This is a genomic window from Chitinophaga sp., assembly GCF_035538455.1.
GTDB lineage: Bacteria > Bacteroidota > Bacteroidia > Chitinophagales > Chitinophagaceae > Chitinophaga.
In genome coordinates this window covers 40,118-56,284 of record NZ_DATLKJ010000042.1, presented here as the reverse complement: position 1 = coordinate 56,284, position 16,167 = coordinate 40,118, and the positions used below count along the sequence as shown (strand labels likewise).

Annotated in this window: 12 protein-coding genes; 8 read left to right on the top strand and 4 right to left on the bottom strand. The window is 48.7% G+C overall.

All coding sequences use genetic code 11. The annotated features are described in order from the left end of the window. Nucleotides 1–888 (bottom strand): LysR substrate-binding domain-containing protein, encoded by an 888-nt coding sequence (locus VM802_RS05065; protein WP_325528646.1) that lies wholly within the window; start codon nucleotides 886–888, stop codon nucleotides 1–3. 92 nt (nucleotides 889–980) lie between these two features. Here VM802_RS05065 and VM802_RS05060 point away from each other — a divergent pair, with 92 nt between their 5' ends. Together VM802_RS05060 and VM802_RS05055 are read left to right on the top strand one after the other, a co-directional pair. Next, complete coding sequence (locus VM802_RS05060; RefSeq protein ID WP_325528644.1) at nucleotides 981–1,859, top strand: MBL fold metallo-hydrolase; 879 nt, start codon at nucleotides 981–983, stop codon at nucleotides 1,857–1,859. 232 nt (nucleotides 1,860–2,091) lie between these two features. Continuing rightward, entirely contained in the window at nucleotides 2,092–3,543 is a 1,452-nt protein-coding gene (locus VM802_RS05055; RefSeq protein WP_325528642.1) for a Gfo/Idh/MocA family protein, read from the top strand. Nucleotides 3,544–3,724: 181 nt separating this feature from the next. Here VM802_RS05055 and VM802_RS05050 read toward each other — a convergent pair whose 3' ends face one another. The 3 genes from VM802_RS05050 to VM802_RS05040 all read right to left on the bottom strand — a co-directional run bounded on the left by VM802_RS05050 (nucleotide 3,725) and on the right by VM802_RS05040 (nucleotide 6,724). Then, on the bottom strand, nucleotides 3,725–5,125 hold the full coding sequence (locus tag VM802_RS05050; protein ID WP_325528640.1) for an MFS transporter: 1,401 nt from the start codon (nucleotides 5,123–5,125) through the stop codon (nucleotides 3,725–3,727). A gap of 35 nt (nucleotides 5,126–5,160) precedes the next feature. Further along, nucleotides 5,161–6,084 (bottom strand): alpha/beta fold hydrolase, encoded by a 924-nt coding sequence (locus VM802_RS05045; protein ID WP_325528638.1) that lies wholly within the window; start codon nucleotides 6,082–6,084, stop codon nucleotides 5,161–5,163. An 82-nt stretch (nucleotides 6,085–6,166) separates the two neighbouring features. Then, nucleotides 6,167–6,724, bottom strand: coding sequence for a TetR/AcrR family transcriptional regulator (locus VM802_RS05040; RefSeq protein WP_325528636.1), 558 nt, complete (start codon nucleotides 6,722–6,724; stop codon nucleotides 6,167–6,169). A 296-nt stretch (nucleotides 6,725–7,020) separates the two neighbouring features. Between VM802_RS05040 and VM802_RS05035 the strand changes: the two genes are divergently transcribed. The 6 genes from VM802_RS05035 (at nucleotide 7,021) to VM802_RS05010 (ending at nucleotide 16,163) form a co-directional block, all read left to right on the top strand. Beyond that, nucleotides 7,021–8,052 carry an Omp28-related outer membrane protein gene (locus VM802_RS05035; protein WP_325528634.1) on the top strand — a complete coding sequence of 344 codons (1,032 nt, stop codon included), beginning with the start codon at nucleotides 7,021–7,023 and terminating at the stop codon, nucleotides 8,050–8,052. 129 nt (nucleotides 8,053–8,181) lie between these two features. Continuing rightward, nucleotides 8,182–8,691, top strand: coding sequence for a TlpA family protein disulfide reductase (locus tag VM802_RS05030; protein ID WP_325528632.1), 510 nt, complete (start codon nucleotides 8,182–8,184; stop codon nucleotides 8,689–8,691). Between the two features lie 26 nt (nucleotides 8,692–8,717). Beyond that, on the top strand, nucleotides 8,718–10,322 hold the full coding sequence (locus VM802_RS05025) for a DUF6029 family protein (RefSeq protein WP_325528630.1): 1,605 nt from the start codon (nucleotides 8,718–8,720) through the stop codon (nucleotides 10,320–10,322). A gap of 201 nt (nucleotides 10,323–10,523) precedes the next feature. Beyond that, nucleotides 10,524–11,108, top strand: a complete 585-nt coding sequence (locus VM802_RS05020; protein WP_325528628.1) for an RNA polymerase sigma factor — start codon at nucleotides 10,524–10,526, stop codon at nucleotides 11,106–11,108. 148 nt (nucleotides 11,109–11,256) lie between these two features. Next, nucleotides 11,257–12,282 carry a FecR family protein gene (locus tag VM802_RS05015; protein WP_325528626.1) on the top strand — a complete coding sequence of 342 codons (1,026 nt, stop codon included), beginning with the start codon at nucleotides 11,257–11,259 and terminating at the stop codon, nucleotides 12,280–12,282. Between the two features lie 230 nt (nucleotides 12,283–12,512). Next, nucleotides 12,513–16,163 (top strand): SusC/RagA family TonB-linked outer membrane protein, encoded by a 3,651-nt coding sequence (locus VM802_RS05010; RefSeq protein WP_325528624.1) that lies wholly within the window; start codon nucleotides 12,513–12,515, stop codon nucleotides 16,161–16,163. The last annotated feature ends 4 nt before the right edge of the window (nucleotides 16,164–16,167 follow it).

Genomic DNA, 16,167 nt, shown 5'->3' with positions numbered 1-16,167 from the left:
TCACTTATACTTCCTGCGAATTGCGATCAGTTGCTCTTTCAGGGTATCATGCAGGATCTCTGTCAGTTGCTTTACTGCTGGTGTAGGGCTTTTCTGCCTGGCGAGCATAAACACCTTTACTGCTGGTAATGGTGGTAACCCCGCTGATGCCGGCAATACAATACAACTCTCCGGTAAGCCCATGCCCGTGCGCACCGCAATACCAAGGCCGGCGCCGGCTGCTGACCACATACCTGTTACGCTGCTGATCGTGAGTACCGGACGCCAGTTGCGTTTCGCTTTCTCCAATGCTTCCTGCGCGGCTGCGCGAAAAAGACAGGGTGCTTCAAACAACAGCAGCGGTAAGGGCGTTTGCTGTGCTACCGCTTTATTGCTGTTGCCTATCCAGTGCAGCGGCAGCCTACCCACCGGTATCGCTTCTTCCGGCATCTCCATGCCGAAGGTTACTACTACATCCAGCTTGCCGGATTGCAATTTCTGCACAAGTGCAGCATGCCTGTCTATTGTTATCTCTACCTGCACCTGCGGGTGCGCACCTGCAAAGCGAGCCAGCACCAGCGGCAAACCGCCCTCTGAGAAATCGGTGAGCATGCCCAGTCGCATACGTCCTGATATATGCGTTGCCGTTAGGGCCTGTATAGCCTGATCGTTTATTTCGAGCAGCTGTCGCGCATAGCCCAGTAACAAATCGCCGCTGGGTGTCAGCTGCCAGCCGCGACCCTGCTTCACAAACAGGACATGACCTGTTATTTCTTCCAGTCGCTGCATCTGCAAACTCACAGCCGACTGGGTACGCGATACCTGGTCTGCAGCCTTGGCAAAGCTGCGCAGATCCACTGCCAGCAAAAAGGTGCGGAGCAGGTCAAGATCAAGTAGTGTGGTTATCATACTTTAGTTTTTTTAAAGTATTGCGTTAAATGTTTCAATTATGCAAAAGTATGGAACAAAGGTAAGTTTGCATCAGATTTAAAGCAACAGGTATGATAGAACAACAACTTGGTAAACTGGAACTCACGATCCTCAGCGATGGCAGCCAACTGATGAAAACATCTCATCCCACCTTCGGACCATATACAGATCCGGCTACGGTGAAACAATTGCTCCGTGATCATCACCGGCCAACAGAGGCCGTGAGCCTTGGCCTCCATATCCTGCTGATCAGGAAAGGAGACCGGCTTATAATGGCCGACAGCGGCCTCGGTAACCTGGAACCCACATCCGGCCGCTTGCCACAGGCGCTGGCTGCTGCCGGTATACAGGCCAATGATATTACAGACATCGTGCTGACGCATGGCCACCTGGATCATATCGGTGGGCTCATAACACCAGCGGGTCAGCCAGCCTATCCATCTGCAACGATCCATTTGGCACAGACCGAATACAATTGCTGGATGCAGCCCAATCCCGATTTTTCTGCCAGTGCCATGAAGGATGATGCCGATACGCAACAATACCTGGTTAACCACATCCGGCGTATACTGACCGCAATACAACCGCAGCTACGCCTCATACAACATCATCAAACCCTGCACAACTGTATCCGCTTTGTGGCCGCCCCTGGCCATACGCCTGGCCATACCGTTTTACAGATTTATTCAGGTAACGAAGAACTATGGCATCTCGCAGATGTAGTACACTCAGATGTATTGCTGGTGCCACACCCGGAATGGGGCTTCTTCTTTGATACTGATTTTCATCTGGCCTGTAATACCCGCATTAGTATGCTCTCCATGCTGGCAGATACAGGAAAACCTACACTGGCCTATCACCTGCCATGGCCCGGATTGGGATACGTACGCCGCAACGGAACCGCCTTTGAATGGATACCTGTGGCATTTGTTACGCCCGAAGGAGAATAAAAAAATAGGCCGCACAGACTATATACAATGCGTAGCATTTACTTATCTTGCATACAGCCTGGAGTAAAAGCATTCACCCCGACATATGACCATTATTTAATAATAAAATAAAACACTGTCCGCTAAAGCATCTTCAGGGATGCTTTAGTTTTATACGCCATAGCCGGTACCATGACTTGTTATTCATTTATTTAGTTACAACGATAAATTTCATATTGAAAACCTCATGTCAATGAAAGAGACCATCAGAATTATCTTAATTGGTGTTGGCCCCCATTCCAAAAGGGTATACCTGCCCGCTGTCGCAGATCTGAAAAAGAAATACCCTGTTGAGATCAGCCTTGCTGTTGATGTCAGGGCAGAAGCCTCCAATGTAGAACACCACTTTGAAAAAAACGGGTATCAGATTAATACGCTTTTTATTGATCCGTTCAGCAATGAATTGCCTGTTGATCTGAGAAACACACTGACCGGATTTGTTGCCGACAACAAAGTAAATGCTGCAATCATTGCCACGGAACCTACCGTTCACCATGCATATGCAGAATGGGCTTTGGAACTGGGCCTGCACATATTGATGGATAAACCCGTGAGCACCCGGGATAATGCCATCTCTGATTTCAGCCAGGCCAAAGGAATACTGGACGATTACCTGCACCTGCTCGATATGTACAACAAACTACAGCAGCGTACTTCCACAGCATTTACTGTAAACGTGCAACGCCGCTATCACCCGGGGTTTCAGCTGGCAATGGAGCGCATCCGCGAAGTAGCCCTGGTAACCAATTGCCCGGTTACCTGCATCCAGTCCACCCATTGCGATGGGCAATGGCGTCTCCCTTCAGAAATCGTTACACAGGATTATCATCCCTATAACAGGGGATTCGGTAAAATATCCCACAGCGGCTATCACATCTTCGATATTGTAAGCCAGCTGTTCAAAGCGCCAGGCATCAGCAGCAAGCAACCAGACGCGATGGAAGTAATGTCTTCTATGGTACAGCCCAGAGGCTTTATCAAACAACTCCCCGAATCTGATTACGCAGGTTATTTTGAGGCGGCCTATGGCAACATCAAAGCGCACAGCGACGCTGAGTTGTGGGAGATTTATAAAGATTACGGAGAGATGGATGCTGCTATTATTGTACGTATGCTGAAAGAGCAGGAGAACATCGCCAACATTACCATCAACCTGTTACACAACAGCTTTGCAAGAAGGAACTGGATACTGCCCGGCAGCGATCTCTATAAAGGCAATGGCCGCGTTAAACATGAATATCATCACATCCAGCAGGGGCCTTTCCAGAACATACAGATTCATTCCTACCAGGCAAAAGATAAACACCAGCACAACAGTGCAGAGGATTACAAAGTAGGAGGCAACAATCACTTCGATATTTATATCTTCCGCAACATAGGCGTGCTCGGTGGAGAACATCCACTGGAAGTCATCAACATGAAAGACATCGCCCAAAAACATCACCTCGATGATTCCAAATTACTCACTGAGCAGTCGAAAACAGCAGTGGTAAAAGAGTTCCTGGATTTCATAATGGGCAATACACCGAAAGAAAAACTGACGTCCAACATCGATACACACCTCGACAGCGTAAAGATGATGGCCGCGTCTTATATGTCGCATGTACAGCGTAAAGAGAAAGATAATCCGGTGATCGGCCTGTGAGACCGGAGCGATTTTTATTTCTCGCAGAGAAGCAAAGGAGCAAAGTACGCAAAGCATCTTTTAAGTTAGCAAAGAACGCTTTGATAGTCCGTAAATATAGTCCGGAACTATTAAACAGTCTTAATTTAACTTAAAAATATGCTTTGCGCACTTTGCTCCTTTGCTTCTCTGCGAGAAACCCTCATTCCGGCATTACATACAAGCATACATTTACCGCTACCAGCAGCAGTATACTGACGATAACGGCAATGCTGTATGCTGGCAGATAATCCGCCGGAACAGGCGTGTTACCTATGTAATAGAAGAATATGCCTCCCACTATGCCTGCACCCAGCGCGATAGACGATTGCTGTGCCGTATAGTAGGTGCCGGATGCTGCACCCGCATACTGATGCGGAATACCTTTCAGCGACAATGCCAGCAGCGACGGTAACACCGAGCCACAGCCCACGCCATACACGAAGAGGATGGAAATATAGGTCAGCGTACTGGTCTCAGGAGTTGTGATGAAGAAAATGTGCAGCAGCAAAGCGATGATCATAATAAATATCCCACCCTGCAACACTTTTTTACCATATCGATGCACCAGCTTCACAGACAATATCGAAGCAATAACATACCCAATACCCTGGAACATAAAGTAGAAGCCGGCAGTGGCGGAGCTGACACGCAGGCCATCCTGGAAATATACACCCGTGATCAGGAAGTAAGGTTCCTGTACCAGGAAGTAGAATATAGAAGCGTATAACCCGATACGGAAATCACGATAGCTGAAGAGCCGCGCATCAATCAACGGCGCCTTGCCGGCCGATACCTTCCGGCGCTGATCACGACTGAAGAGCAGGAATAATACCACCGAAGCCACCAGCATCACAAGGCTCCAGGCTGGCCAACCCAGTTCCCTTCCCTGTATAACCGGATAGATAAGACAGAACAATGCCGGCGTAAGCAGCAATACCCCGCCATAATCGAATCGTTGTGAAGTGTCACGCGGTGTTTCATGCAGGAATATCGCAGAGGTAATAAGCGCGAGGATACCTATAGGCAGATTGATAAAGAACACAAGACGCCAGCCTTCGAGGGCAGTATGTAATGAGGGTAACAGCCCGCCGAGGAACTGTCCTATTACAGAGGCAGAGCCGGCAATAATTCCGTACACCCCGATCGCTTTCACACGTTCGTGTGCTTCCGGGAACAACACCTGTATATAAGAAACCCCTTGCGGCGTCATTAATGAAGCGCTGATACCCTGAAAGAAACGCGCGATATTGAGTTGCAAGCCGGATTGTGCAAGACCACAGAAGCAGGAGCTGATAGTAAACAGCAACATGCCGGTGATGAAGACCTTTTTTCGGCCGTAATAATCGCCCAACCTTCCGCCTGTTATGAGGAAGCAGGAATAGCCCAGCAGGTAGATAGCTATTACCAGCTGCAACTCCCCGTTGGTGCCGTTAATACCCAGTTTGATAGCCGGCAGGGCTACGTTGACAATAAAGATATCTATCACAGCCAGGAAAATGGCGGAGGACACAATGAGCAGCGATAACCACTTTGACATGCTGGTTTCTGTAAATTTGTTCATATAGATAGGTCTATCTACTTTAAGAGAAAAAAAAGTTAGGCATTCCGATGCAGTGTCAGAAACTGACGAACAAGCAGACTGATGGTACCCGGTGCATCTTCCGGGCTGTAGTGGCCAGCCTCAGGCAATTCATATACCTGACCGGCAGGGAAAGTTTCCCGGAAAAGCGGCAGGAAATATTTCCCGTGCAGCGTATGATCTGCGGCGCCCCATATAGCAAGAGCAGGGAGGGCGCTGATGATTTGTTTCGCTTCTTCGGTGGGCGCTTCAAATACATGTGAACCCGCAGCAAAACCTTTAGCCCAGCCAATAGCGCCGGCGCAGGCCTCCGGTGTAGGAAACGCGGAGCCGTAGGCTTGCAGCCAGTTGTCTGTAATGAGGTCATTGCGCTCAAAACCATTCAGCTTCAGCGTACTGAGAATATTGTAGCGTAGTTCCTGTAATACGGGTTCAAGACGGTCCTGTGCGTGGGCGGTCAGTATCCAGCTAAACCAGGGAGATTCACCGGCATTCGCTGTCAGCTTTTCCAGGAGACTTTCCTGGCCGAAAGCTGTTGGCCCGTTAATACTGATAATGCGTGCAATGCGTTCCGGATAACGGGCCGCAAGACCCATACCCGCCGGCCCTCCGAAATCATGCATGACCAGTGTGATGTGTTGCAGGTCCAATGCAAGGATGAACTGCTCCAGGTTATTGATATGGTCTTGCAGCCAGTAGGTACGGTCTGTGGGCGTTTCGCTCTTACCAAAGCCCATATGGTCTGGTACAATCACGCGATGGTCTGTTGACAATTGTCGGATCAGATCCCGGAATAAATAACCCCATGTAGGTTCGCCATGGAGGCAGAGCACTACAGGGCCATTACCTTCATCTACATAATGCATGCGGAACCCCGGTGTATCTGTGAAGTGCGGCGTAAAGGGAAACGTGCCGTTGAATGTTTCGTTTGCTGGTATCATATCTGTTTAAGTTTAAAATGCAAAGCAATGCCTGTCCGCCTTACGGCAGAGAAGTAACGGGTTTCCGGTTGTCAGTAACTGATTACAATAATTTCCGGAGGAATTTCTTTACGCTTTCCAGCGCCTGTGTATTGCGCGAGATGGTGGTGCTGATTGTAGCGCCTTCTACCATCAGGAAGAGATTGTCGGCCAGCAGTTTTTTGTCGATGCCCTCATAGTCCAGCTGTTTAAACCAGGATTGCAGCATCACACGCTGCTTGTCTTTATGTGCTTCCACCAGTTTGTGTATCTTATCATCATCCTGCCCTAATTCAGCCACAATCTTAATAAATGGGCAACCGCAAAAAGCGGATACCTGCTGTTGTTCTATCCTGAAGTCTATAAACCGGAAGATCTTTTCTCTGGGCGTATTGGCTCCTTTGCTGAAGTGCTCAAATGCAGCAAACCATTCCTCTTCCTGCTTTTCCAGGTAGGCTACCAGCAGGTCGCCCTTGGATGGGAAGTGATTATATAAAGAACCGATGGCAATATCCGCTTCGGCTATGATCTGGTTAATGCCCGTTTGGTTATACCCCTGACGGTAAAACAGGTCAGTTGCTACATTCAGTATCCTGTCCCGCACTTTTATTTTTTCTGCCATAGCATAGAAATTATCTGGAACAAAGATAGGGATTATTTTAAAAATAGATAGATCTATCTATTTATTGATTGTCTGAACTGTGATTTTTATGATTTGTTTGATTTCCCTGACGGATAAAGATCGAAAAGATGGGTCAGTTAAAAATCATTCAAATTTCATCATCTTCTCTCATCAGAAAAATCAAACAAATCAGAAAAATCATAGTTCAGACAACTATCCCCAAAATTTTTCCCTCTTCTCTGGGTAAAAAACATCATCTCCTGTATATATACTCCGGAACGATATAACAACCGGGAATGAAAACCTTCTGTTACTGCACCCACGGCGGTGTACAGAACATCCTTTTTCCGGAAAACCCGTCAGTATTCAACAACCATCATTATAAAAACCATTTTATGCAATCAAAACTCGTCTATCGTCTTGCCAGCGCCCTCCTCTTGGCAGGAGCCCTGTTTGTAGCTTCCTGTTCTAAAAAAGACAGTACGCCCACTCCCGGTGGCGGCGACACCACCAGGCCCGGCGGCGTGGAAATGGGCGCACCGGAGAAATACACCAAAAAAGCCATCGTGGAAGAATTTACCGGCACCTGGTGCGGATGGTGCCCCCGCATGCCTATACTGCTTGATAAACTGCATGCAAAGTATCCTAACCTGGTTATATCCGCGTTCCACGCCTCTGACACTTTTGATATTGGAAAAGATATCCGTAAAGTGATCGAAGAGAAAATGGGCGTACAGGGTTATCCTACCAGCATCCTGGAAAGAACGGAGTCTATCGACTGGTTCGATACAGATGACAAAATCAACTACCAGCAGGCAGAAGCCATTGTAGGCAAAGCTTTCAGCAAACCCGCCGTATTAGGCCTTGCGCTTAACACCACTGTCAGCGGCAGCAATCTCAATATCACCGTAAAAGTGGGAATGGGACAGGCCCTGACCGTAGCCAAAGCCAAAGTATTGATCTACGTCGTGGAAGACGGACTGGTTGCCACTCAGACCAACTATTATGCTGATGACAGAGTTAAAGGCGCCTATGAAAAAGATCCGGATCTGGGCCCGCTCACCAAACTCCCCGCAAAGATCGCAGGGTACGAATATCATCACGTAGTAAGAAAAGTACTCACAGATGCTAAAGGAGACGAGATCCCTGCTGCATATAAAATAAAAGGAGCTATCTATTCCAAAGATTATACAGTGGACATCAGTAAGTATAAAGCCGCCAAAACACAGGTGATTGCCGTAGTATACGGGCAGGATGACGAAGGTAAGCTGGCAGATACTTACAACGCGCAGGTGGTAGTCGCTGGCCAGTCACAGAAATTCGACTGATCCCCCGCCGGTTCTGGTTTTAGCATTTGTGTAACCTAAAAACTGAAAGCTAAAACCATGCTTCTCTTTATCCACTGCCCCTGTAACTGCATAGTGGTTATGGGGGCAGGCTTTCCAAAAAACACTATCATGAAGAAATTAGCTGCTCTCCTTACAGTACTGCTGTTTTGTGCTGCCATCGTACATGCGCAAAGCATACAGAACGACCGCCTGCCCAATGTACAGGTGAAAGACCTCAACGGGAAACTCGTAAATGTAAATTCCTTTTCGAATAACAACAAACCTATTGTAGTGAGTTTCTGGGCCACCTGGTGTAAACCCTGTATCACAGAGCTGGAAGCCATTGCAGATGAGTATGGCGACTGGCAGAACTCTTCCGGTGTAAAGATCATCGCCGTTTCTATTGACGATGCCAGAACAAGCGCCGGCATCAAATCATTGGTGTCATCACGGGGATGGCCATACGAAATTTACAACGACTACAACAAAGACCTGTACAGGGCATTGGGAATCGCCAATGTACCCTATACGCTGGTGCTCAACGGCGAAGGAAAGATCGTAGAGCGCCATGCCGGATACAATCCCGGCGATGAGCACCACCTGCTGGATGTAGTGCGCAAACTCGCCACCGGCAGGTAAGCATCTTTTACCATCAACATTTTACTATGAACAAAAGGACCTTGGCCGTTCTGCTGCTGGCAGGATACGGCAGTATCGCATATGCACAGGAAATACCCGGAAAACTCAGCGGTGGGCTCGAATCCAATAACCAGTATTATACAGATGATAACGCCACCAAAGCAAAGGCGCCCACCGACAGATTAGCAACCAACAGTTATTTTACGCTTAATTATACACTGAAGAATTTCTATGCGGGTATACAGCTGGAATCTTACCTGCCTGCATTAATGGGCTATCCGGAAGGACTGAAAGGAACCAAACTCACACACCGCTTTGCTGGCTATCGCACAGACAAGATCGACATTACCGCCGGTAACTTCTATGAACAATATGGCAACGGCCTCGTATTCCGGTCCTTTGAAGAGCGGCAGCTGGGGATAGATAATATCATGGATGGGGTGAATGTACGCTTCACACCGCTCAAAAGCCTGCGCTTCAAAGCAACCTACGGCCTGCAACGCGTGCTCATGGAAAATGGTGAAGGCATCATGCGCGGCGCCGACCTGGAACTGGATCTGCTTGACCTCCTGAAAGTACGCCGCAACTTCGGCATCACACTGGGCGGTAGCTACGTAAACCGCTTCCAGAAATACTCCGGCCCTGATGACGATTTCCCGCGTGCTGTAAATGCTTACTCCGCCAGGTTTGCACTGGACAACACTTATTACAATCTGAATGTAGAATATGTAGGCAAAAGCGAAGATCCGAACAACATCAACAAAAACATTTACCGGAAAGGATCTGCATTATACATCAGTCAATCAATTACCACCAATAAAGGATTGGGTATCGACATGGCCTTCCGCCGCCTGGAGAACATGGACTTCAGAACAGACAGAACGCAGAAGGATAACATCGCTACGCTCAACTACCTGCCCGCACTTACCAAACTATATACCTATTCGCTGCCCAACCTCTATCCTTACGCAGCGCAGTCAATGGGTGAGATAGGAGGGAAGGCTGACATCTATTATCAGTTCAAAAGAGGCAGCGCCATTGGCGGCCGCTATGGCACAAAAATCTCACTCACGGCCTCTCTCTATCGTGACCTCGATACGCTCCATGTGAAATCGAAGGAAGGCTTCACCACCACAGGGTTCTGGCGCTTCGGCCCAACAGAGCTGTATCGTGATGTCAATGTAACGGTGGAAAGAAGATGGTCGTCCTTCATCAAAACAATTTTTTCCTATATCAATCTTAACTACAACAAAGGATACATCCTGGGCCCCGGATATGGATTGGTACATGCCAACACAGCTGTTGCAGATGTGCTGTTCAATTTCGACCGGAAGAACGCCTTGCGGGTAGAGTTGCAGCATCTGTGGACCGCTGATGATGAAAAGAACTGGGCAGCTGCATTGCTGGAATACAGCTATGCACCGGGATGGTCTTTCTATGTAAGTGATATGTACAACTACCAGTCGGCGAAGATCCATTACTACGGTGTTGGCGGCGCATACAATTACAGGGCGGCCCGTGTGTCGCTGAGCTACGGACGTCAGCGCGAAGGATTGCTCTGCGTAGGAGGTATCTGCAGGATTGTACCTGCATATACCGGCGCCAACCTGTCTTTTACATATAATTTCTGATAACACACACACCATAAATCTGAGAGGGCAAAAGAACCAACCATCAGGCATGGGCAAGTTGGTCCTGTGCATAGTAGTAAATACATACTCCGGGGTTTTCCCCGGAGTTGTTTTTATTTTTTAACCGGATAATTATATAGAGAGATGATCAGCATTAATTGCCATTTAGATTGTATATTAGATAAGAATCAGCTTACATTAATGGAGAATCATGCAATCAACCATGATCAGGAACGCTGGCGAGCTTTTAAAGCAGGGGATAAGGAAGCACTGGCCTACTTTTTTAATACTTTCGTTGACAGCCTTTATCAATACGGACTTGGATTCACGCGGGACGATGCCATTATAGAAGATACTATCCAGGACCTGTTCATCCGCTTATGGGCTACCAGGGAAAGGCTCTCTGTTCCTGCATCTGCAAAGAATTATCTGTTGAAGGCTTTCCGGCACCTGTTGTATCGTAAACTGACTGATCAGCAAAAAATCAGCAGACAGATACCCGAGGATTTTTTTCCGGATATGGAACTGTCCGTTGAAGCCAGCCGTATTCAGTCTGAGCAACAACAGATCCGGCAGCACAAATTGGAGAAAGCATTGCAGCAACTGCCTCCCCGGCAGAAAGAAGCAATCTTCCTGCGGTTCTATGAGAATGCTTCCTATGAAGAGATCGCCCGTATTATGGAAACAACCGTACGGGCCACTTATAAGAATGTTTTCCGCGGACTCAGCTTCCTGCGGGAATATATGGCCACCATTGCTGCATTGTTGCTGTGGCTACTCTTGTAATATTAATTCTATCAGAAAATATATACATGAAGGGTAAAACTCTGTGGAAACAGTATATATAGTGTACTGGCAGAGGAAAAAAACAATTCGTCAACAAATCACCAAACTGAGTATATTTATAGTACCAGTTTCATCCTGAAGGCACATTATGAAAGAGCAACACAGCATTACGGATTATCTGCGTTATGATACCAATGACTTTCTGACTGATGAATATTTCCAGGAATGGGTAAAGTATGAGAAACCTGACGCAAATGCATTCTGGAATGAGTTTCTGCGGCAATATCCACAGAAAGAACAGGAAGTACAGGAAGCCTATGATCTACTGCGTCGCCTTCGTTTTACGGCGAATCCACCCAGCCCTGAGCGTACCCGCCGCATGTGGGACTACATTGAAGCCAATACGCCGAAACAGCCTGCCGCACGCCGTATCAACCTGCCCTCCAAGTGGCTGCTCGCAGCAGCCTCCATCATACTGATCATAACATTAGGTATATGGCAATGGAGCCGCGAACGGTACACGTATGTCACGTCGATCAACAGCGAAATATCACATATCATCCTGCCCGACAATTCCGAAGTAACACTCAACGCCAACTCCCGCCTGAAATATGCCAGGGACTTTGGTGCGCACAACAACCGTGAACTGTGGGTCCAGGGGGAAGCATTCTTTTCTGTAGCGCCGCATACCGGCGCCGACGGACAGCGGCAATCCTTTACCGTACACACAAATGAACTGAGCGTAAAAGTGACCGGCACCGCATTCAATGTATATGCGCGCCACGGGGAATCACGCGTGGTGCTGAACCACGGCGGAGTGACCATTCACTTCAACGGCGGGCAGCAACCGGACAAAATACTCCATCCCGGCGACATGCTGGAATACAACAGCAGTCAGAATCCTGTAGTGCAGAAAGTAGATACGCTCCTCTTTACCTCCTGGAAACAAAAACGCTTCCTCTTTGCCGACACACCACTGAAAGAGGTGGCCCGCATGATGGAAGACTTCTATGGCTGTAGGGTAGTTTTCAAAGACACGTCACTGACTTCCCGGCGCATCACAGCCGATATGAATATACCGGACATAGATGTAATGGAGACCGTATTATCCAGCACGTTGAACATCGACATTCAAAAGGATGGCAACACCCTGATTCTCCAAAAGAAGCCCTGACAGCCCATTAAAAAGCCTTGTTAAGTATTACTGAACATTTGTTTGGAAAACTCCCCCGCACGGTTTATTTTAGTAGCCCCCAACGATAGTAGCCAACCATAACCGTTTTAGTTTTTTCAGTGAACGCCTGACATAGAGAAGAAAAAGGTAAGAACCGGCATAAAGTGCACAGCGATAGCGTTAATACTTGGGGGACCCGAATTCAGAACCAAAATCAGAAAACCTGAACCGTGACTGTTGGCCCAGGGCATCAGCAAACCGTTGGTATTTCAGTGACCAGCCGCAAACATCAGCATCAACTGGAGAAACCCTTACCGGGTAAACGATGTACCCGGTTCGCAGCATTCCTTTGCCTGTGCCTGATGTGCACAGTCCGCGCTACCTCCCAGGAAAAGGAGATGACGCCGAAGGTGAGTATTCACGTGAAAAACATCTGCCTTGGTGAGCTGATCCGCCTGCTGCGCAAGCAGGTTCAATTCCAGTTTATATACAGCGAAGCAGGAAGTCCACCCTCACGGATCACACTGGACCTGGATCAGGCGCCCCTCACCACCATACTGGACAAGGCGCTGCAACATACCGGTTGGGAGTACATGCTCAGCAACGGACTGGTGATCATCAAACCCGCTTCAGCCGCAATGGCAGTGAACATGGACCGTATGCCGGCTACCTCGCCCGTTTTGCGTATAGCCGGAACCGTTACAGATGACGAAGACCGGCCCATGTTTAAAGTAAACGTAGTAGACCAGGAAACCGGTAAAGGGTCCTGGACAGATGAATCGGGCGCCTTTACCCTGGAAACTACTTCCGGCAATAAGGTGCTTTTTTCCTTCATCGGTTTTGAAAGCCAGCTGATAGCAACAGATATGCAGTCCCCGGCCATGCATATACGAATGAAGCTCCGGCAACAGTCGGTGAACGAAGTGATCGTGACCGGCTACCAGCAGATCAAAGCCTGGGAGATAACAGGCGCCGTCGCCAAAGTGAAAGGAGACGCCCTCCGTATACCCGGTGTGAACCGTATTGACCAGGCACTCCAGGGAAGGGTTCCCGGCGCTACCGTAACTTTCCCTTCCGGCGGCGTGGGCGCTGCGCCACGTATACGCATCCGCGGCACTTCCACTCTGCAGGGGAACCGTGAACCTATCTGGGTAGTAGACGGTATTGTACGTGAACCTCCCTTCCCCGCCAGGGCCGAGAACCAACCGGAGAACCTCAGCTTTACCGACAGGGCAGCCATACAGGCCGGCCTCAGCATCTACGGCAATGCCATCACCGGTCTGAATCCCGACGATATTGAAGAGATCACCGTACTGAAAGATGCGGCGGCTACCGCCATATATGGCTCCAGGGCTGCAAATGGTGTGATTGTTATTTCCACCCGCAAAGGCCGCCCCGGACCACCACAGTTCAATATCCGCAGCGATATAACAGTAACGGATAAACCATCGTATCATAACCTGAACCGCATGAATGCGGTAGAACGCATTGCCTTGTCGAAAGAAATATTCGATAAAGGCATTATCTATCCCGACGACCGTATTCCTCCAGTAGGCTATGAAGGCGCCCTGCTGCGGCTGCTGGACAAATCCATAGATCAGCAGACCTTCAACCGGGAAGTAACGCAGATGGAACAGCAGAACACTAACTGGTTTGATGTACTCTTCCGTAACGCCGTATCCGCCAACTCGCACGTCAGTATGAGCGGCGGCAACGCCCGTGCCGCCTGGTATGGCTCACTGGGACGTACTGATGAAAACGGCAATGCCCGCGGTAACTATATGAACAGGACCAGCGCGCTTTTCAAAACAGAACTGAAACTGCTGAAGTTCGTTGACGCAGCTGTCAACATCAGCTCTGCCAGCTATCGTGTGCATGGATTCTTCGATGGCCTCAATCCCTATGAATATGCTTTCAACACAAACCGGGCACTCCGCAGCGATGAGTCCTACTACGCCAGTATCGGAGAGGCATACCAGCCTGGCGACTTCTCATACAACCAGCCATTGCTGCACTTTAACTTCCTGAATGAACTGGCGCATACCGGCAATAACAGCCGCAGCAACTCCGTGAATGCCATATTCTCCCTGAACACGCGCCTGGGTAAATCCCTGCGCTGGGAATCCATATATGCGTTAGCGTATGATGTTACCATCAATAGAAGGTATGCAGATGAACGCTCGTTTGCTGCCGCACTGATACGTGGCAGCGACTATGATCCGGCAACAGCTTCCGGCAATACCTACATCTCAAAAGTGGATTCCATCCGGCAGAAAACCCATACCTGGCGCAATACGCTGTATTACTTCTTGTCCGCCGGCCGCCATGGGCAGCACGAAGTCAATATCATGGCTGGTACAGAAGCGCGTAAGAATATATACGAAGGACTGTCATCCAGTTATGTCAGGAATCCTAATAGCTTGGGTGGCAATGAACCGGACCGGATACATTCTATTTTTAATTTTCTTTCTTTCTACGGAAGCTTTTCCTACGCATACCGGCAAAAATATATCGCAGATTTTAACCTCCGCACAGATGCTTCCAACCGCTTTGCTGCCGACTCCCGGCATCGCTTCAATCCTGTATGGTCCGCAGGCGTTCGTTGGAATATGAAGGAGGAGTCATGGATGCAGCAACTGGCATGGCTCAACAACCTCTCGCTGAAGGCGGCCTTCGGTTACCAGGGTAACACCGTGGATTTCATTTCCCCCTACCTGTTAGTAACGCAGGTGACCCCAGGCGCAGATCCTTATACCGGGCAACATTATCTTGGTATCAAAAACCTGCCGTATACAGATCTGCGCTGGGAACGGACACACAGTTTCAACGCCGGTATTGACGTAGCCTTATTCGGAAAGCTGAAACTGACGGCAGATTACTATTATAAAATATCTGCTGATGTAATCCTTAAACAACGGGTGCCGGAAGAGTACGGTGTAACAGACTCCTATGTCAACGGTGGTGAAATTCACAACAAAGGCGTGGAAAGTGCGCTTACCTGGACGGTGTCCAACAACCGCCAGCTACATTGGGATGTGCAGCTGGTGGCAGGCTTCAATGATAACCGTGTTTTTGACACAAGGGCTAACGCCAGGATGGTATCGCTGGTCAACAGCAACGCCATCGTGAATGGTAAACCCGTCGGCGGAATGTGGTCATTCCCTTATGCAGGACTGTCGCCAAAGGACGGGCAACCGTTGTTCCGGTACCTGGATGTTGACAAAGATCTGGACCGCCTGCTGCATAACACCGCCACAGATTATTTATTGTACAGCGGTAATACTGAGCCTCCTTTCTCCGGAGGGTTCAATACTACGGTGAAATATAAACGCTTTAGCCTGGCGGCCAGCTTCAATGTGCAGCTTGGATATAAAGTGCGTCTGAATCCGTTGATGCAGGCCGGCGCCGATGGCTATTACCGCCCGCCTGCACCAGACAAAAATGTCAGCCGGGAACTTACTTACCGGTGGCTGCAGCCGGGAGACGAAAGATATACCAACGTACCATCCATCTATTCATTTGAATATTATCCCATAATGTACTCCATCGGTAAGTACTTCGGGGACCTTTCACTTAGTAAGAACGGCAATACATTGTATCGCTATGACCTCTACAACTACAGTGATTTGCAGTCTGTCAGCGCTGATAACCTGCGTTGTAACTACATCACTGCCGGGTATGAAATGGATCATAAGATGATGCGCTGGTTACCTGCCAGGTGCAGGATGGTATTGTCTTTCAGTGTAAATAATGCGTTTGTTATAAAGAATAAAAGATTGAAAGGACAGGACCCCGAGATACGATCTATGTCGGCTACGGAAAGCTCAGCTACCTTGCCACGCTACCGGAGCTTTGTTGTCAGCGTTAACCTAAAAATGTAATCTC